The following is an 18,292-nucleotide window of genomic DNA, read 5'->3' on the forward strand; positions in this document are numbered from 1 at the left end:
CCGAACGGCAATTAACCATGCCGCACGGGCCGCGTCAGGCCGCCTTTTCCGCAGCATGGACCGCCAGGTCCCGCGCGATGGCAAAGGCGCCCTTGATCTTGTCTGCCTCGCTCGTCCAGTCGCGGCGCACGACGATCTTGTTGTCCTTGACCTTGGCTTCGCCCTTTTCCGCTTGAACAAACTCGACCAAGCCCTTGGGATTTGGGAATTTATCCATGTGAAACTGGACGGTCGCGCCTTTGGGTCCGGCATCGAGCCGTGCGATATGGGCGCGCTTGCACATGGCCTTGATGCGAACCACGAGCAGCAAGGTGTTGACTTCCTTGGGCAATGTCCCGAACCGGTCGATCAGTTCGGCGGCAAACCCTTCAAGATCCACCTTGGTCTCGAGCTGCGACAAACGCCGGTAAAGCCCAAGCCGCACGTCGAGGTCTGGCACGTAAGTCTCTGGAATCAAGACAGGAACGCCCAGGTTGATCTGCGGCGACCATTGCCCGCCATCGCCCGGCAGGCCTTCGTCCTCGCCCGACCGGATGCGCGTTATCGCCTCTTCCAGCATGGATTGGTAGAGCTCGAACCCCACCTCCTTCACATGCCCCGATTGCTCCTCGCCCACGATATTGCCCGCGCCGCGGATATCGAGGTCCTGGGACGCGATGGTGAAACCCGCCCCAAGACTGTCGAGACTTCCCAAAACGCGCAGGCGCTTCTCGGCCGCAAGCGTCAGTTTCTGTCGCGGCTTTGTCGTCAGATAGGCGTAAGCCCTTGTTTTCGCGCGCCCCACGCGCCCGCGGATCTGGTAGAGCTGCGCCAGCCCGAACATGTCCGCGCGATGGATGACCATGGTATTGGCCGTGGGAATGTCGATGCCGCTCTCCACGATGGTCGTGGCCAGAAGCACGTCGTATTTGCCGTCGTAAAAGGCCACCATCCGGTCATCCAGCTCGCCCGCCGCCATCTGCCCATGGGCGACGACGAAACTGACCTCAGGCACCTGGTCACGCAAAAACGCTTCGATTTCAGGCAGATCCTCGATCCGCGGCACCACGTAGAAGCTTTGGCCGCCCCTGTAATGCTCGCGCAAAAGCGCCTCGCGGATCGTGACGGCGTCGAACTCGCTCACATAGGTCCGGATCGCCAGACGATCCACGGGCGGCGTCCCGATCATCGACAGGTCGCGCACACCCGTCAGCGACATCTGCAAGGTGCGTGGAATGGGCGTGGCCGACAGCGTCAGCACATGCACGTCCGACCGCATTTCCTTCAATCTTTCCTTATGGTTGACGCCGAACCTTTGTTCTTCGTCGACGATCATCAACCCAAGGTTCTGGAAGCGGATCCCCTTCGCCAAAAGCGCATGGGTGCCGATCACGATATCGACCGTGCCCTCGGCCATGCCCTTTCTTGTCTCGTTCGCCTCCTTCTGGCTGACAAAGCGGCTGAGTTGCCGAACATTGACAGGAAACCCCCGGAATCTATCAGCAAAAGTCTTCGCATGTTGGCGAGCAAGCAGCGTCGTGGGCGCGATCACCGCCACCTGCAAGCCTTGTGCGGCGGCGACGAAGGCCGCGCGCATCGCCACCTCGGTCTTGCCAAAACCGACGTCGCCCACGACAAGTCGATCCATCGGCCGGCCGGCCTCAAGGTCTTCAAGAACATCGGAAATCGCCGCCAGCTGGTCGTCGGTTTCCTCGTAGGGAAAGCGCGCGCAAAACGCCTCCCACATGTCGCCGGGCGGCTCGAGAATGGGCGCTTTGCGGAGCATCCGTTCGGCCGCGATACGGATCAGCTTGTCCGCGATCTGTCGTATGCGCTCCTTGAGTCGCGCTTTCTTGGCTTGCCACGCGCCGCCACCCAGCTTGTCGAGAAGCCCCTCCTCATGCCCATATCGGCTGAGAAGCTCAATGTTTTCAACGGGCAGGTAAAGACGATCCCCACCCGCATATTCCAAAAGCAGGCATTCATGCGGCGCGCCCATCGCCGTGACGGTCTCAAGCCCCTTGTAGCGGCCGACACCGTGATCGACATGCACGACCAGATCGCCGGGCGACAAGGATTGCGCCTCGGTCAGGTAATTCTCGGCGCGTTTCGTCTTTCTTTTCGGGCGGATAAGCCTGTCACCCAGAACATCTTGTTCCGAGATGACGCTCAAGCCCGCGCCGGTGAACCCCTCGTCCAGTGGCCAGACGACAAGGTTCAGACTGCCCTTGGGGCCAAGTCCGCGGGCGTCGGTGACAAGCTTCGCGTCGCTTAACCCCTGATCCTGCAACAACCCGTGCAATCGCTCGCGCGCCCCTTCGGACCATGACGCGATGACCACGGCGCTCTCTTTGCGCAATGCTTTAACATGATCCGCCAAAGAGCCGAAAAGGCTCAAGGATTCGCTCTGGCGTTCCGGTGCGAAATTGCGCCCGACGCGCCCGCCCGCGTCGATGATGCCCGGGCCGGGCGCCGCAGGGATCGGCGCGAATTGAACGACGCGGTGTCCGGCCGTCGCCTTGGCCCATGCCGCATCGTCAAGATACAGCAGACCGGGCGGCACGGGCTTGTAGACCGTGTCGAGCCGCCCCTTCTGAATCAAGGCCGTCTTGCGCGTATCGTATTGATCCGAAATGGTTTCCCACCGCGCCAGCCGCTGCGGCGTGGACTGGTCGTCGAGCGTGATCCGCGCCTTGGGCACGTAGTCGAACAACGTCTCTAGCCGCTCGTGAAAGAACGGCAGCCAATGTTCCACGCCCTGATGCTTGCGTCCTGCGCTGACCGCCTCGTAGAGCGGGTCATCTGTGCCCGCCGCGCCGAATTCGATGCGGTAATTCTGCCGGAAGCGCGTGATCGCGGCCTCGTCCAGAACGACCTCGGAGACCGGTGCTAGTTCCACCCTTTCCAATTTCTCGGTCGTGCGCTGCGTTGCGGGATCGAACCGCCGCGCGCCATCGAGCACGTCGCCGAACAGGTCCAAACGCACCGGGCCGCTTTCGCCGGGCGGCCAGACGTCGATGATGCCGCCGCGCACCGCATAATCGCCGGGTTCGGTGACGGTCGGCGTCTGGGAAAAGCCCATGCGAACAAGGAATTCCTTGAGCGCCCCCTCGTCGATGCGGCCGCCAACGGTCGCGACGAAGGCCGAGCTGCGCAACAGGTCACGCGGCGGCAGGTATTGCGTTGCTGCATTGAGCGTCGTCAGCACGATGAAACCGCCCGAAAGCCCGCCCGCCAACGCGGCCAGCGTCGCCATACGCGCGGCCGAGATTTCGGGGTTGGGCGAGACGCGGTCATAGGGCAGGCAGTCCCAACCGGGAAAGCGCAAGACGGGGACGGCGGGATCGAAAAACGCCAGCGCACGGGCCATCGCTGCCATACGCTTGTCGTCGCGCGCGATGTGCAGGACGGGCGTACCGCCACCTTGCGCCAGTTCGCGCAGCACCATGGTGGCGTCGAACCCCTCGGGCGTGCCGGAGGCAAGGATATGTGCGGCATCTTTCGTCATGGCCGCGTCACCTACGCCGCCGGGGGGCGGTGTCAAGCCGTGTCTGGGCCCCTCAATACAGGCGGCTGACCGAAAGGTTGACGTACATGCCCCAAAAGGCGGTGAGGAAGATGAACATCACGCCCATCCCCTGCACCATCAGGCGATGACGGCGCAGGCGCGGGGCCAGATCCTCGAACCCGCTGTCCACGAGGCCGCGGGCGGTATGGATCGACAGGCCCGTCACCGCCAGCAGCGGCAAAAGCAGCAATACCAGCGCCTGACAGAATTCGACCCGGTAGACCCAGCCCAGCACAGCCAGCGACGTCACGACGAAGGCGGACAGCGCCACCATGGCGATCCCCGAAACCTCGGCGAGATTGAGGATGCGCCGACAACTGATCACGGCCAGCGCCTCGACATCGCGCTGGCTGTCCGCGTCACCCGCCCGGGCCCGCTGGACAAGGTCATAAGGGATGCCCAAGACCCAATGCGACAGGGTCGACCACAAGATCGCCAGAACGATCCAGTACCATAAGTTGGAAAACGACCTGAGGCCGATGACCTGAGTGACGAGGTCGAAGAAATCCAATGCGCCGCCCGTTCATCCGTTGCCTGTGCAGGCGCACCATAGGCGCGCGTTTTGGCGGTTTCCAGCCCCGGCGCGGTCCAGCGCGCCTGAGGCGTGACCTGTGCGACAGGACAACCTGCACCCTTGCCCTCGGACGGGGCGCATGTCACCGATCTGGCACAGACGATCATGAAAGGCCCCGTCGATGCCCCAGGCCCCCTTCCCCATCACCCGGCACCGCCGCCTGCGCGCGACCCTGCAGCTGCGCAATCTGGTGCGCGAGCATGAACTGAGTGTGAACGATCTGATCTGGCCGATCTTCGTGCGCGACGGACAGGGGATCGAGGAACCGGTCGCCTCCATGCCCGGCGTCGTGCGCCGCTCGGTCGACAAGATCGTGGAGGCCGCGCGCGAGGCGGCAAACCTTGGCATCCCCGCGATCTGTCTGTTTCCCTACACCGACGCAAGCCTCAAGACCCAAGCCTGCGAAGAGGCATGGAACCCGGACAACCTGTCGAACCGCGCCATCCGCGCGATCCGGGACGCCGGGATAGAGATCGCGATCATGACCGACATCGCGCTCGATCCCTACAACATCAACGGCCATGACGGGATCGTGCGCGACGGCGTGATCGTGAACGACGAAACAGTCGAGGCGCTGGTCAAGATGGCACTGGCGCAGGCCGAGGCAGGGGCCGACATCCTCGGGCCGTCCGACATGATGGATGGCCGGATCGGCGCGATCCGCCGGGCGCTGGAGGCCGAGGGGCACCAGAACGTCACGATCATGTCCTATGCCGCGAAATTCGCCAGCGCCTTCTACGGGCCGTTCCGCGATGCGGTGGGCGCGTCCGGCGCGCTCAAGGGGGACAAGTTCACCTACCAGATCGATCCGGCCAATCGCTTGGCGGCGCTGGCTTGCGTGGAACGTGACCTGTCCGAAGGCGCGGATATGGTCATGGTGAAACCCGGCCTGCCCTATCTCGACATGGTGCGGGAGGTGAAGGACCGGTTCGGGGCGCCGACATTCGCCTACCAGGTCAGTGGCGAATACGCGATGATCGAAGCTGCCGCCGCCAATGGCTGGATCGCGGGCGACAAGGTGATGCTGGAAAGCCTGATGTCGTTTCGCCGGGCCGGATGTGACGGGGTGCTGACTTATTTTGCCCCACGCGTGGCGCGTATCCTCAACGGATAGGGCAAGATCGGCGGTTTGCTGCCATCCCTTGTGCTTTGGTCCGTGACAGGCGGGGCCTTGAGGCGTATCCTTGCGCATAGTTCGCGGGCAGCGCAACGACCCGTCCCCCAGAGGCAACCGGCAAGAGGTAAACCCCATGAGCAATCTGACCCGTCGTCATTTCGTGATCACCGGCGCATCGCTCCCGCTGGTGGCGGCCTGCGGTAACGGCATCAATTCCGATGGTGCACAGCGCATCGACGCCCGTGCCAATGCCGCGCAGGAATTCATGTTCCGCGAGGTGCCGGGCACCCGGGAATTGGCCCAGAACGCCCGCGGCATGTTGATCATGCCCCTGATCACCGAGGCCGGGTTCGGGTTCGGCGGCTCCTACGGGCGCGGCGCCCTGCGGATCAACGGCGTCACCGTGGATTATTATTCCGCGATCTCGGGCACCTTCGGGCTTCAGATCGGCGCGCAGCAATATGCCCACACGCTCTTCTTCATGACGGATGCCGCCTTGCAGGAATTTCGCACCTCGCCCGGTTGGGCCGTGGGGGCCGACATGCGCTATGCGGCCATCGACCAGGGCAGCAACCTTGGCGTCGATACCACGACCTTGGCTGACCCCGTCATTGCGGTGATCTATGGTCAGGCGGGCCTGATCATCGGCGCAACGCTCGACGGGACGCGCTACACCCGCATCATTCCCTGACCGCCTGCCCTTCGGCTTGCATTTCCCGGGCCATGGGATAGCTACGCGCCACGCAACCGCGCCCCCGCGCTCGAGGTGTCATGGCCCTTCTCCTCCGCTGGCTTGTCCGACTGGTTTCGGTCGCTGTCGCCTTGACGGTGGCCGTTGTCGTGGCGGCCTGGTGGATCGGGTCGCGGTCGATCCCCGATTATGCGGCCGAATGGCAGGTGCGCGGCATCACCGGCCCGGTCGAGATCGTGCGCGACACGGCCGCAGTGCCCCATATCTTCGGCCAGACGGATGCGGATGTGTTCTATGGCTTGGGCTTTGCCCATGCGCAGGATCGGCTTTGGCAGATGCTGATGTTGCGGCGCACCGCGCAGGGGCAATTGTCGGAGCTTTTCGGCACGGCGACGCTGCAGATCGATGATCTGCTGCGACGGCTTGATGTCTACGCGCTGGCCACGGCGTCGGTCGATGCGCTTGATCCCGATATTTTGGCGGAGCTTGAGGCTTATGCCGACGGGGTGAATGCGTGGCTTGGGCTGGTCGGGTCCGAGGCATTGGGGCGCGGCGCACCAGAATTGTTTCTTTTCACGCCAGAGATCTCGCCATGGCGTCCCGCCGACAGCGTGGCCGTGAGTTTCATGATGGCGCTGCAACTCGCCGACCACCACGAGGAAGAGGTGCTGCGCGCGCGCCTGTCGCTGGCGTTGGAGGATCCGTCGGCCCTGCGGGACCTGATGCCCGATGCACCGGGCGCCGGGGAGGCTGAACTGGCGCAATACCGCGACTTGTTCGATGCGCCCCTGCCCCGCTTTGCCGAGGTCGAGGGCGCCGCGCGTCACCCGCTGCACCCCCATGCGCAGGGGCGTGGGCGCGCCGGCGCCTCGAACGTATGGGCGGCGACGCCGGAGCGGGCGGCGGCATCCGGGTCGCTTTTGGCCAATGATCCGCATCTGGGCCTGACGGCTCCGACGATCTGGTATCTCGCGCGGCTGGAACTGGAGACCGGCGGCGTCATTGGCGCGACGATCCCGGGCATGCCCGTGGTTCTGGCAGGGCGCAGCGACCGGCTCGCCTGGGGTATAACCTCGGCCTATCTGGACGATATCGACCTCTACATCGAGGAGGTGAACCCCGAGAACTCCGAGCAATACCGCACGCCAGAGGGTTGGGCGGAGTTCCGCACCGATCGCCGCGTGATCGAAGTGGCGGGCAGCGCGCCTGTGACCATCACCCGCCGCTGGACCGAGAACGGCCCGGTCATCCCCGGATCGCATTACGATTTCGCCACGGTGACGCCGCCCGGCCACGTGATGAGCATGGCCTGGACCGCCTTGACCGACGAGAACACGTCGATCCAGACCGGGATGCGCCTGATGCGGGCGGGCACGATCGAGGAAGGATTGGCCGCGGGCGAGGATTTCGTGGCCCCCGCCCAGAACCTTATGCTGGCCAGTGCCGACGGGCGGATCGCCATGCAGGTCATCGGCCATATGCCTTGGCGCATGATCGCCCACCAGACGCAGGCGCGCATGCCAAGCCCCGGCTGGATCGCGGACAACCGGTGGCAGGGTGTGACGCAGTATTTCGCCAATCCGCGCTTCGTCGATCCGGAAACCGGGATCTTGGGCAATACCAACAACAAGATGGTCGATCGGGATTTCCCGCTGCATGTTTCGTTTCACTGGGGCGATACGCAGCGGATCACGCGATTGACGCGGCTGATGGAGGCGCGCGAGGTTCATACGCGCGACAGTTTCATCGAGGCGCAGCTCGACACGGTCTCGGCCGCGGCGCGCAACATCTTGCCGCTCGTCGCGCGGGATCTTTGGTTCGTGGACGAAAGCGCGCCCCCCGGCACGCCCGAACGCCGCCGCCAGCGCGCGCTGGCGTTGCTGGCGGATTGGAACGGCGAGATGAACGAACATCTGCCCGAGCCGCTGATCTACGCCGCCTGGATGCGCGAATTGCAGCAACGCCTGATCCGTGACGACATCGGCCCGCTGGCCGAGGAATTCCTGTCGCTGGAGCCGATCTTCATCGAACGGGTTTTTCGTGACATCGGGGGAGCAAGCCGGTGGTGCGATGTGGCACCCTCGACCGCCGTGGAGACCTGCACCGATATCGCGCGGCTGGCGCTCGACGACGCGCTGCAATGGCTCGAAGACCGCTACGGCCCCGATATCGAGAGCTGGCGCTGGGGCACGGCCCACGAAGCGCGCCATGATCACCCGGTTCTGGGCAACACGCGGCTGTTTTCATGGATCGTGAACATCCGCCAATCGACCAGCGGAGGCGATTTCACACTGAACAGGGCGGCCACACCCGCCACGATGCCCGACCCGTTCCTCAACACCCATTCGGCAGGCTATCGCGGCGTCTATGATTTCGCCGATCCCGACAGTTCGGTCTATGTGATCGCGACGGGGCAATCGGGCAATCCGTTGTCGCGCCATTACGACGATCTGGGTGAATTGTGGCGGCGGGGGGAATACATCCCCATGTCGCTCGACCCTGAGCTGGCGCGGGCAGGCAATATCGGGATCACGCGGTTGACGCCCTAGGGTGTGTCACCCTTTCGCCCATCGGATCGCTGGGCTATCACCGCATTGGACCCACAATCGACAGGCCGCGATCCATGCCGCTTCTCTACGACAGCCCTGCCGCCTGGACGGATGCCCGGGAAAAAAGCCTCGCCGTTTTCGGCATGTCTGGCCTTGGCAAGACGCGGCTGGCAAGCCTGCTCAGGACGGCGGGCGGCTGGTATCATTACTCGGTCGATTACCGCATCGGCACCGCCTACATGGGTGAGCACATCAACGACAATCTCAAGCGGCAGGCGATGCAGGTGCCGTTTCTGGCCGATCTGCTGAAATCGGATTCGATCTACATCGCCTCCAACATCAGTTTCGGCAATCTCGCGCCGCTGTCGACCTACCTCGGTAAACCGGGCGATGCGGCCAAGGGCGGTTTGCCCTTCGACGAGTACATGCGCCGTCAGGCCCTGCACCGGAGGGCCGAGATCAATGCGCTACTGGATACGCCCAATTTCATCCACCGCGCCCGCGATCTCTACGGCTATCCGCATTTCGTCGCCGATACCGGCGGGTCGATCTGCGAGGTGGTGGACCCCGACGATCCCAATGACGAGGTGCTGCGCACCATGTCCGCCCATGCGCTGATGGTCTGGATCGAAGGCCCCGAAAGCCATACCGAGGAATTGATCCGCCGTTTCGAGCGTGACCCCAAGCCCATGTATTACAAGCCCGAATTCCTGCTGCCACTGTGGCAGGGTTGGCTGGATGAGCAGGGCGGGACGGCGGAAGCCGCCGATCCCAACGCTTTCATCCGCTATGCCTATCGCCGCGCCATGGCGCATCGCGCGCCGCTTTATGCCGCGATGGCCCGGAACTGGGGCATCACCGTCACCGCCGCCGAGGTGGAGGCCGTCCGCGACGGCCAGGACGCGGTGGCCATGGTCGCCGCAGCCCTTGGCAGGCGCGCCCTGCCCGGCTAAATCTGGCCTTCCCGAAAAAGGACGCTTCTGCCGCCGATGCCGATCAAGCTGCCCTCCACCCTGCCCGCCTTTTCCATCCTCCGCCGCGAGGGGGTGCAGGTCATGGGGCAACAGGCGGCTGACCGACAGGATATCCGCCCGCTTCGGATCGGGCTGCTGAACCTGATGCCCAAGAAGATCCAGACCGAGACGCAATTCGCCCGGTTGATCGGCGCCTCGCCCTTGCAAGTGGAATTGTCCCTGATCCGCATGACGGATCACGAGACCAAGAATACCGCCGCCGAGCATATGGAGGAGTTCTACCGCCCCTTCGCCGAGGTTGCGGCGACGGGTGAGAAGTTCGACGGTCTCATCATCACCGGCGCGCCGATCGAGCATTTGCCCTTCGAGGCCGTGACCTATTGGGACGAGCTGCAGCAGGTCTTCGACTGGACCCAAGGCCATGTCCATTCCACCTTCGGCGTGTGCTGGGGCGGCATGGCGATGATCAATCATTTCTACGGCGTCGAGAAACACATGCTGCGCGCCAAGGCCTTCGGGTGTTTCAGGCACAAGGTGTGCGAACCGGCCTCCCCCTATTTGCGGGGTTTTTCGGATGATTTCATCATCCCCGTGAGCCGCTGGACCGAGATGAAACAGGCCGAGATCGACGCGGTGCCGCAGCTGGTGACACTTTTGGCCTCGGACGAGGTCGGCCCTTGCCTTGTCGAAGACCGGGCGCATCGCGCGCTCTATATTTTCAACCATTTCGAATATGACAGCGACACGTTGAAACAGGAATATGACCGCGACGTGTCCGCAGGCACCGCGATAAACGTGCCGGTGAATTACTACCCCAAGGATGATCCGGCGCGCGCGCCGCTGAACCGTTGGCGCAGCCACGCCCATCTGCTGTACGGAAACTGGGTGTCCGAGGTTTATCAGACGACACCGTTCGACATGGCAGAGATCGGGCAGCGCGTGACCGATTGGCGGACATGAAGATTTTTCTGATCCTGCTTGGGCTTTTGGCGCTGTTCTGGGGCGTTACGCTGTGGAAGGCCGCTCGCCATGAGGCGCGCGCGCAGGTGACCCACCCGCCGCTTGGGCAATTCGTGACGATCGATGGCGTCAGACTGCATCTGCATCAGGTCGGCCAAGGGCCCGACATCGTGCTGATCCACGGCGCCAGCGGGAACATGCGCGATTTCACCATGGACCTCGTGGGGCGTCTGTCCGACCGCTACAGGGTTACGGTTCTGGACCGCCCGGGCCTTGGTCATTCCGAGCGGCTGGACGGGGATGGGGCGACGATCTTCGAGCAGGCCGATGTCCTGGTGCGGGCTGTGGCCCAATTGGGTGTCGAGCGCCCGCTGGTTCTGGGCCATTCCTACGGCGGCGCGGTTGCGCTTGCGTGGGCGACCCGGCATCCCGATGCGACGGCGGGCCTGATCCTGCTCGCCGCAGCCTCGAACCCTTGGGACACGCCGCTCTCGACCTATTACAAGGTCCTGTCGCATCCCTTGGGGCAGGCGCTTGCCGTTCCGATGTTGACGGCATGGGTGCCTGACAGGGTTGTGACCGACGCGATCGCCGAGGTCTTTGCCCCACAGCCAACGCCCGAGGGCTACGTGGATTATTTCGGTGCCGGGCTGACGCTGCAACGCCGCGCCTTGCGCGAGAATGCGCTGCAGCGCGCGAGCGTGCTGGAAGAAATCACCGCCATGGTTTCCGATTACACGGCGCTCGACCTGCCTGTCGAGATCTTGCACGGGGATGCCGATACGACTGTCTGGCTGCGCATCCATTCCGAGCCACTGTCCCGTCAGATCACGGGCGCGAATCTCGTTGTGATGGAGGGCGTCGGCCATTCCCCGCATCACGCCGAGCCGGAAATGGTGGTTGCGGCCATCGACCGTGCCGCCGCGCGCGCCGGATTGAACTGAGCGGGCCAAGCCCCTAATGTCAAAGCGTATAACATTTTGCGCAAAGGCAGGTCGGGCATGAGTGTTCCCTTCGTCGGCGACATCACCGCGTATTTCGAAAATCAGGCACCCCAGGACGTGCGCGCAGCCATCCGCGATGCGAAAAAGGACAGCGTGCTGAGCCCGTCCTACCCCTACCGGACGCGGATGGACAAAGGCGATTACGAAGATCAGTTGGAGGCGCTCCAGATCGAGTTGGTGAAATGGCACGCATGGGTGCGGGACACGGGCCAACGCGTTGCGGTCGTGTTCGAGGGGCGGGATGCGGCGGGAAAGGGCGGCTGCATCTCGCAGGTGGCGGCCAATCTAAACCCAAGGGTCGCGGGGATCGTCGCGCTGCCCAAGCCCAGCGAGCGCGAGGCTACGCAATGGTATTTCCAGCGCTACATCGCCCAGCTGCCGGCAGGTGGGGAAATCCGGTTGTTTGACCGGTCTTGGTACAATCGTGGCGTGGTGGAACATGTCTTCGGTTTCTGCACGCCCGAACAGCGCGAGACCTTCTTTCACCAATTGCCGGAATACGAACGGATGATGGTTGGCGACGGGATAAGGTTGATCAAGATCTGGCTGAACGTGGGCCGCGCCGAGCAATTGCGCCGCTTTCTCGACCGTGAAGGCGATCCGCTCAAGCAATGGAAGCTGAGCTGGATCGACGTGCAGGGCCTTGGCAAGTGGGAGGATTATTCGACCGCGATCCGCGACACGCTGGAGCGCAGCCACAGCGCCCATGCGCCTTGGACGGTGATCCGCTCCGATGACAAGCGTCGCGCGCGGCTGGCCGTGATCCGGACGATCCTGCAGGGCATGGACTATCCCGGCAAGGATGCGAGCGTAGTCGGCGCACCCGACCCGGCGATCTGCGGCGGACCCGAGATCTGGACCGATCACGCGCCGTCCGGCGCGGCCTGAACCCATGGTCAAGCGCGGCTATCATCACGGCAATCTCAAGCAGGCGTTGGTCGATGCCGCGTTGCGCCTGATCGAGGAATTGGGGCCGACTGGTTTTACCCTGTCGGAAGCCGCCAAGACCGCCGGTGTGACGCCAGCCGCCGTTTACCGCCATTTCGAGGGGCGCGAGCAGTTGATCGCGGAATGCGCGCGGCAAGGCCACGAGATCTTTGCCGATCTGATGGAGCACGCCTATGCGGAGGGGCAACCCTCGGCGCTGGCCGCTTTCGAGGCGACAGGGCGCGCCTATCTTGCCTTTGCGCGCAAGTTTCCCGGCCATTACATGGCGATGTTCGAAAGCGGCACGGCGGTGAATGCAACCCCGGAACTTGCGGCGGCGGCGGGGCGGTCGCGCGCGGTTCTCGAACGGGCGGCCGAGGCGCTGTCGCAACACATCCCACCCGAAAAGCGGCCGCCGCCCGCGATGTTCTCGGCCCATATCTGGGCGATGAGCCACGGCGTGGTGGAATTGTTCGCGCGGGGGCGGCCCGGTGCGCAATCGCCCTTTTCGCCCGAGGATCTGCTGGAGGCCGGGATCGGCATCTACCTGCGCGGTTTGGGCTTGATCAGACCCGACAGCTAGGGGGCCCTGCCCCCGCCGCCTGCGGCGTCTCCCCCGGAGTATTTTTGCAGCAAATACGGGGTCAGCGGCTTCGGAACAAGCCGCCGAGCACGCCCCGCACGATCGCGCGGCCCGATTGGGTGCCGAGTTGTCTGGCGAAGCTTTTGGCGAAAGCCTCTCCCACGCTGTCGGAGCGGGAGGAGGAGGATCGGCTGCGGCTGGTGGTCTTGCTGGCAGTCGAGGTGCCAACGCGGCTGCCGCTGTAGCGGCGGGCGGTGTTGAATTCGCGGGGCTCGTCGGGGTCGACTGGGCGGTCCGGCTGGCGCTCGGCGGCTTCGGTGCGGGCGGCCTCCTCGGCTGCCTTGGCGGCGCGGGCTTGCAGGATTTCGAAGGCGCTTTCGCGGTCGACGAGCGTGTCGTATTTGCCCGCGACGGGCGACATGCCGATCAGTGCCGCGCGCGTGGCATCCGCGATCGGGCCGAGGTGCGAGGACGGGGGCCGTATGAGGGTGCGTTCGGCCACGCCCGGAACGCCCTTGCGTTCCAGCATCGAGGTCACCGCCTCGCCGGTCCCGACCTCGCGGATCGCATCCTCGATATCGAAGCGGGGGTTATCGCGGTAATTCTGAGCCGCCTGTTTCAATTCCTGCCGATCTTTGGCGGTATAGGCTCTGAGAGCGTGTTGAACCCGGTTGCCCAGCTGGCCGAGAATATCCTCGGGCACGTCCGCGGGGTTCTGCGTCACGAAATAGACACCCACGCCCTTGGACCGGATCAGGCGCGCGACCTGTTCGACCTTGTCGACCAAGGCCTTGGGCGCATCGTCGAACAACAGATGCGCCTCGTCGAAGAAGAAAACGAGCTTGGGCTTGTCCGGGTCGCCCACCTCGGGAAGTTCTTCGAACAATTCGGAGAGAAGCCACAAAAGGAAGGTCGCGTAGAGCCGGGGCGAGGCCATCAGCTTGTCGGCGGCAAGAATGTTGATGCGGCCAGCCCCGGTTTCATCGGTCAAAAAGAGATCGGCCAGATCCAGCGCCGGTTCCCCGAACAGACGGTCACCGCCCTGCCCCTCCAGCACCAGAAGGCGCCGTTGGATCGCCCCGATGGAGGCGGGGGCGATATTGCCGTAGCGCAGGCCCAGATCGGCCCGCGCCGCGCCCACGAAGGTCAAGAGAGCCTGAAGATCCTTGAGGTCCAGAAGCGCCATCCCCTCTTCGTCGGCGACACGGAAGGCGATGTTGAGCACGCCTTCCTGCGCCTCTGTCAGTTCCAGAAGACGCGACAGCAGGAGGGGCCCCATTTCGGTCACTGTGGTCCTGACCGGATGACCCTTTTGGCCGTAGAGATCCCAGAAGGTGACGGGACAGGCAGCGTAGGCAAAATCGGTGAAACCGATGGTCTGTGCGCGCGACGTGAAGGCCTCGTGCAACTTGCCGGCGGCGCTGCCCGCTTGCGCAAGTCCGGCAAGATCGCCTTTCACATCAGACAGGAAAACCGGAACACCGCGGGCGGAGAAACTTTCGGCGAGGATCTGGAGCGTCACCGTCTTGCCGGTGCCGGTGGCACCCGCGATCAGACCATGGCGGTTGGCGTATTTCAGAAGGAGATGCTGCGCCGTGCCATAGCCTTCGCCGCCGCCACCGATGAAAATACCGTCTTCCATACCGCCCTCATTCCTAGATCATCACGCAGGTCACGCGGGCGAGAATACAAGGTTGGCCTTGCTGCGCCAGTGCCAAGCGATACGATCCGGGGACGCTTGTAAGGTGATAGCGGGCGCGCTGAAAAAAGGTCCGTCCCGGTCCCGATTGACCTGTTGACGGATGCGACGGTCTGTCATAGCGTCCGCTCAGAAAGTCGGCCAGTCCGACAGGGAGATACAAAAAAACACGCAAAGGGTCCGGTTTCTCGGGCCCTTTCGCTTTTGTGGGGTACCCGTCGCGAGGCCTCGGGGTTCACGGGAAATTGGCCCTGACAGTGCCGCCATGGCATGGTAGCGACAGGGTCGAATATGGTGACGAGGCGAAAGGAAGAAATCGCATGTCGGTTCAGAAGTTTTCCCACGGGATCCGCATGGCAGGTCTGGCCGCGCTGACCGCGGCTTTGCCAATGGGCGCGTTTGCCCAGACCGAAACAGCCCCGGTCGAGGATGGGCTTCCCGTCGGTCAGGAAGTCAGCGAGGTCGGCCAGACCTATGTCGCGGAAACGCATGGCGATTGGGAATTGCGCTGCATCCGCGCCGAGGAAGGCCAGCCTGAACCTTGCCAGCTTTACCAGCTGCTGCTTGACGACAACGGTGGCGCGGTTGCCGAGTTCAACATTTTCGACCTGCCCGACGAAGGCCAGGTGGTTGCGGGTGCCACCATCGTCACGCCGCTCGACACGCTGCTGACACCGGGGCTGCGGCTGCGGGTGGATGACGGCAACTGGGCCGAGTTTCCCTTTGCCTTTTGCCAGCCCATCGGTTGTTTCGCGCGGCTGGGTCTGACCGAGGTAAATCTCGACGCCTTCCGCTCGGGCGGGGATGCCTTTGTCGCGCTGGTGCCGCTGCCGGCCCCGGATCAGGTGGTGCAGCTTGGCGCATCGCTGCGCGGTTTCACCGCCGGTTTCGAGGCCCTCGAAGAACGCAATGGCGTGGCCATGGCGCTGTTCGAACAGTTGCGCGCTGCAGAAGGCGCGACCGCACCGGCGGATTGATCCTATCTTCGGCGGATGGATAGCGCCCGTCCCGTCCGGGGCGGGCGTTATCATTTTTGAGCATGTGTCAGGGTGCGCGACGCAACGCGATCACCGCATTGAAGCCGCCGAAGGCGAAAGCGTTGGACAGGCATGCCTCCACCTTGGCTTCGCGGGCAACATTGGGCACCACGTCAAGCGCGCATTCCGGATCTGCTTCCTCGTAGCCGATGGTGGGCGCGATGATCCCGTCGCGCAGCGCCATGATGCAGGCCAGAAGCTCGACCGCGCCCGTGCCGCCGATCAGATGCCCGTGCATGGATTTCGTGGAGGAAATCATCAGATCGTCGGCGTGATGGCCGAAGGCGTCGGCGACGGCGGCGCATTCCACCTTGTCATTGGCGGCCGTGCCGGTGCCGTGGGCGTTGATGTAGCACACGTCCGAGGGGTTCAGACGCGCATCTTTCAACGCGCCCGAAATGGTGCGTGCGGCGCCTTGTTTCGACGGCATGACGATATCGGCGGCATCCGAGGTCATGGCGAAACCCACCACCTCGGCAAGGATCTCGGCGCCACGTTTCCGGGCGTGTTCGTATTCCTCAAAGACGAACACGGCGGCCCCCTCCCCCTGCACCATGCCGTTGCGGTTGGCGCTGAAGGGGCGGCAGGCGTCCTTGGACATGACGCGCAGCCCTTCCCAGGCCTTGACGCCACCGAAGGACAGCATCGCCTCGGACCCGCCGGTTACCATCACATCGGCCAGCCCGCCACGGATGAGCTGGAAGGCAAGACCCATCGCGTGATTGGACGAGGCGCAGGCCGTCGCCACCGAAAAGGACGGCCCCTTGAGGTTCCATTCCATGGAGACATGGCTGGCGGCGGCATTGTTCATAAGCTTGGGCACGACGAAGGGGTGGACGCGGTTCTTTCCCTCTTCGTAGACCGTGCGGTAATTTTCATCCCAGGTGTTCACGCCGCCGCCCGCCGTGCCCAGCACGACGCCCGACCGCGTGGCCAATTCGCCCGCGAAGGTCAGGCCGCAGCCATCGAGTGCCTGATGGGCGGCGATCAGGGTGAATTGCGTGAACCGATCATAAAGCGCGATCTGCTGGCGGTTGAAGAGCGCCTCGGGGTCGTAGCCCTTGACCTGGCCCCCGATGCGGACGCTGAGACGGTCCAGATCGCGCAGTTCCAGTTCGGCGATGCCGCAACGCCCCTCGCGCATCGCTTCGAGTGTTTTGGGCACGTCATGCCCCAGCGCGTTGATCGTGCCCTGCCCGGTGATGACGACGCGGCGCATGTCGGGGTCAGCCGCCCTTTTGCTCGGCCACGAGGCCTTCGACGGCAGCGATGATGGCCGCGACCGAGGAAATGTCGAAATCGCTCTGGTCGGGTTCGTTGGCGTTGAACGGGACTTGTATGTCGAAGGCTTCCTCGATTGCGAAGATCGACTCTACCAGGCCGAGGCTGTCGATGCCGAGATCGGCAAGGCTTGCCTCGGGGTCGATGTCGCCGGGTTCCAGCACCGCCTGTTCGGCGATGATCGCGATCACCTTGTCACGGATCGTGTCAGACATTCCCCAACCCTCGTTCCCGGTTTGCTCGTCACTTAAGGTGTCTTGTCGGACTTGAAAACGGCTTTCTGCAAGGCTGCGACGGTCTGGGCAAGCCGCGGCAGACGGCGGAGGGATTTGTACATCTCGACCTGCATTTCCATGCGAACGGCCGGATAGCCCAGAAGCGCGCGACCTGCGGGAACTGTGGACAGGATGATGGTCGATGCGCCCGTCACCACGTCCGACCCGATCTCGAGATTGTCGGCGACGCCGGTCTGCCCACCCAGAACGACGCGGTCCCCGATCGTGACGGAACCCGCGATGCCAACCTGTCCGCAAAGCAGGCAATCGCGCCCGATCCGGCAATTGTGGCCGACATGGACCATGTTATCGAGCTTCGTACCATCGCCGATTGTGGTGTCGGCAACCGTGCCCCGGTCGATTGTGGCATTCGCACCGATCTCGACGTCATCGCCGATCCGGACAGAGCCGAGGGAATGGATGCGGGTCCAGCCTTGGGGGGGCACGGCGCCATCGGATTTTCCCAGCGAGGCGCGCGTGGCTTCCACCTGGCTTGTTTCAGGCGTGACGAAGCTGAACCCGTCGCCGCCGATCACGCAGCCGGGTTGAAGGATCGCGCGATGGCCGATCACGACACGGGCGCCGACCCTTGCGCCTTGCAAGATCAAGACATCGTCCCCGATCTCGGCCCCTTCCGCTATGGAGACATGGCTTGCGATACGGGCCCGCTCTCCGATCTTCACGCCCGGGCCGATCACGACGAAGGGTGCAATCGCGGCCCCTGCCCCGATCCGTGCGGACGGGTCGATCACGGCACTCGGGTGGATGCCTTCCGTGATGATGGGGCCGGGATCGAGGGTGCGGGTGACATGTGCCATCGCCACCCGTGGACGAGGCGCGACAATTGCCGCTTGCAAGCCAAGCGCGCGCCAATCCATGCCCGCCCCGATCACCGCGGCGCGTGCGGATCCTTGCGCGAGACCGGCAGCGTATTTCGCGCTCATCGCCATGGCCAGATCGTCCGGACCAGCCCGGCCGGGTTCGGCGACACCCGTCACGACAATAGAAACGTCGCCCAAAGCCTCTGCCCCGAGCGACGCCGCGATCTGTTGGATGGTGTAGCCCGTCATGCTT

Annotated in this window: 15 protein-coding genes; 9 read left to right on the forward strand and 6 right to left on the reverse strand. The window is 64.0% G+C overall.

Features of this window, described 5'->3' with window-relative positions:
• Window positions 1-34: 34 nt before the first annotated feature.
• Both mfd and QQK63_RS10565 read right to left on the reverse strand, forming a co-directional pair.
• Window positions 35-3,487, reverse strand: a complete 3,453-nt coding sequence (gene mfd / locus QQK63_RS10560) for a transcription-repair coupling factor (protein WP_277822524.1) — start codon at window positions 3,485-3,487, stop codon at window positions 35-37.
• Window positions 3,488-3,539: 52 nt separating this feature from the next.
• Entirely contained in the window at window positions 3,540-4,058 is a 519-nt protein-coding gene (locus QQK63_RS10565) for a component of SufBCD complex (RefSeq protein WP_277822526.1), read from the reverse strand.
• Between the two features lie 184 nt (window positions 4,059-4,242).
• Here QQK63_RS10565 and hemB point away from each other — a divergent pair, with 184 nt between their 5' ends.
• The 8 genes from hemB to QQK63_RS10605 all read left to right on the forward strand — a co-directional run bounded on the left by hemB (window position 4,243) and on the right by QQK63_RS10605 (window position 12,926).
• Window positions 4,243-5,235, forward strand: coding sequence for a porphobilinogen synthase (hemB, locus tag QQK63_RS10570; RefSeq protein ID WP_277822528.1), 993 nt, complete (start codon window positions 4,243-4,245; stop codon window positions 5,233-5,235).
• A gap of 136 nt (window positions 5,236-5,371) precedes the next feature.
• Window positions 5,372-5,929 carry a lipid-binding SYLF domain-containing protein gene (locus QQK63_RS10575; RefSeq protein WP_277822530.1) on the forward strand — a complete coding sequence of 186 codons (558 nt, stop codon included), beginning with the start codon at window positions 5,372-5,374 and terminating at the stop codon, window positions 5,927-5,929.
• An 80-nt stretch (window positions 5,930-6,009) separates the two neighbouring features.
• Window positions 6,010-8,478: a penicillin acylase family protein gene (locus QQK63_RS10580; protein WP_277822532.1), complete on the forward strand. Its 2,469-nt coding sequence runs from the start codon at window positions 6,010-6,012 to the stop codon at window positions 8,476-8,478.
• 74 nt (window positions 8,479-8,552) lie between these two features.
• Window positions 8,553-9,431, forward strand: coding sequence for an ATPase (locus tag QQK63_RS10585; RefSeq protein WP_277822534.1), 879 nt, complete (start codon window positions 8,553-8,555; stop codon window positions 9,429-9,431).
• A gap of 36 nt (window positions 9,432-9,467) precedes the next feature.
• Complete coding sequence (metA, locus tag QQK63_RS10590; RefSeq protein ID WP_277822536.1) at window positions 9,468-10,412, forward strand: homoserine O-acetyltransferase MetA; 945 nt, start codon at window positions 9,468-9,470, stop codon at window positions 10,410-10,412.
• Window positions 10,409-11,356, forward strand: a complete 948-nt coding sequence (locus tag QQK63_RS10595) for an alpha/beta fold hydrolase (protein WP_277822538.1) — start codon at window positions 10,409-10,411, stop codon at window positions 11,354-11,356. The genes metA and QQK63_RS10595 overlap by 4 nt, the downstream gene beginning before the upstream one ends.
• Window positions 11,357-11,413: 57 nt before the next feature.
• Window positions 11,414-12,304 (forward strand): polyphosphate kinase 2, encoded by an 891-nt coding sequence (gene ppk2 / locus QQK63_RS10600; RefSeq protein ID WP_277822540.1) that lies wholly within the window; start codon window positions 11,414-11,416, stop codon window positions 12,302-12,304.
• Window positions 12,305-12,308: 4 nt separating this feature from the next.
• On the forward strand, window positions 12,309-12,926 hold the full coding sequence (locus QQK63_RS10605) for a TetR/AcrR family transcriptional regulator (RefSeq protein WP_277822542.1): 618 nt from the start codon (window positions 12,309-12,311) through the stop codon (window positions 12,924-12,926).
• 61 nt (window positions 12,927-12,987) lie between these two features.
• Here QQK63_RS10605 and QQK63_RS10610 read toward each other — a convergent pair whose 3' ends face one another.
• Window positions 12,988-14,568, reverse strand: coding sequence for a helicase HerA-like domain-containing protein (locus QQK63_RS10610; protein ID WP_277822544.1), 1,581 nt, complete (start codon window positions 14,566-14,568; stop codon window positions 12,988-12,990).
• A 377-nt stretch (window positions 14,569-14,945) separates the two neighbouring features.
• Between QQK63_RS10610 and QQK63_RS10615 the strand changes: the two genes are divergently transcribed.
• Window positions 14,946-15,602: an invasion associated locus B family protein gene (locus QQK63_RS10615; protein ID WP_277822546.1), complete on the forward strand. Its 657-nt coding sequence runs from the start codon at window positions 14,946-14,948 to the stop codon at window positions 15,600-15,602.
• 67 nt (window positions 15,603-15,669) lie between these two features.
• Here the strand turns inward: QQK63_RS10615 and QQK63_RS10620 are convergent, their stop codons facing one another.
• The 3 genes from QQK63_RS10620 to lpxD are packed head-to-tail and all read right to left on the reverse strand — an operon-like array spanning window position 15,670 to window position 18,288.
• Complete coding sequence (locus QQK63_RS10620) at window positions 15,670-16,881, reverse strand: beta-ketoacyl-[acyl-carrier-protein] synthase family protein (protein ID WP_277822548.1); 1,212 nt, start codon at window positions 16,879-16,881, stop codon at window positions 15,670-15,672.
• 7 nt (window positions 16,882-16,888) lie between these two features.
• Entirely contained in the window at window positions 16,889-17,158 is a 270-nt protein-coding gene (locus QQK63_RS10625) for an acyl carrier protein (RefSeq protein ID WP_277822550.1), read from the reverse strand.
• Between the two features lie 32 nt (window positions 17,159-17,190).
• Window positions 17,191-18,288, reverse strand: a complete 1,098-nt coding sequence (lpxD, locus tag QQK63_RS10630; protein WP_277822552.1) for a UDP-3-O-(3-hydroxymyristoyl)glucosamine N-acyltransferase — start codon at window positions 18,286-18,288, stop codon at window positions 17,191-17,193.
• Between the last annotated feature and the right edge of the window lie 4 nt (window positions 18,289-18,292).

Origin of the sequence: Roseicyclus marinus, from assembly GCF_030163795.1 — a bacterium.
Taxonomy (GTDB): Bacteria; Pseudomonadota; Alphaproteobacteria; order Rhodobacterales; family Rhodobacteraceae; genus Roseicyclus; species Roseicyclus marinus.

Coding starts and splice junctions, on each gene's coding strand:
- mfd (WP_277822524.1), bottom strand. CDS start 3,487: ATGACGAAAGATGCCGCACATATCCTTGCCTCCGGCACGCCCGAGGGG.
- hemB (WP_277822528.1), top strand. CDS start 4,243: ATGCCCCAGGCCCCCTTCCCCATCACCCGGCACCGCCGCCTGCGCGCG.
- QQK63_RS10575 (WP_277822530.1), top strand. CDS start 5,372: ATGAGCAATCTGACCCGTCGTCATTTCGTGATCACCGGCGCATCGCTC.
- QQK63_RS10580 (WP_277822532.1), top strand. CDS start 6,010: ATGGCCCTTCTCCTCCGCTGGCTTGTCCGACTGGTTTCGGTCGCTGTC.
- QQK63_RS10585 (WP_277822534.1), top strand. CDS start 8,553: ATGCCGCTTCTCTACGACAGCCCTGCCGCCTGGACGGATGCCCGGGAA.
- metA (WP_277822536.1), top strand. CDS start 9,468: ATGCCGATCAAGCTGCCCTCCACCCTGCCCGCCTTTTCCATCCTCCGC.
- QQK63_RS10595 (WP_277822538.1), top strand. CDS start 10,409: ATGAAGATTTTTCTGATCCTGCTTGGGCTTTTGGCGCTGTTCTGGGGC.
- ppk2 (WP_277822540.1), top strand. CDS start 11,414: ATGAGTGTTCCCTTCGTCGGCGACATCACCGCGTATTTCGAAAATCAG.
- QQK63_RS10605 (WP_277822542.1), top strand. CDS start 12,309: ATGGTCAAGCGCGGCTATCATCACGGCAATCTCAAGCAGGCGTTGGTC.
- QQK63_RS10610 (WP_277822544.1), bottom strand. CDS start 14,568: ATGGAAGACGGTATTTTCATCGGTGGCGGCGGCGAAGGCTATGGCACG.
- QQK63_RS10615 (WP_277822546.1), top strand. CDS start 14,946: ATGTCGGTTCAGAAGTTTTCCCACGGGATCCGCATGGCAGGTCTGGCC.
- QQK63_RS10620 (WP_277822548.1), bottom strand. CDS start 16,881: ATGCGCCGCGTCGTCATCACCGGGCAGGGCACGATCAACGCGCTGGGG.
- QQK63_RS10625 (WP_277822550.1), bottom strand. CDS start 17,158: ATGTCTGACACGATCCGTGACAAGGTGATCGCGATCATCGCCGAACAG.
- lpxD (WP_277822552.1), bottom strand. CDS start 18,288: ATGACGGGCTACACCATCCAACAGATCGCGGCGTCGCTCGGGGCAGAG.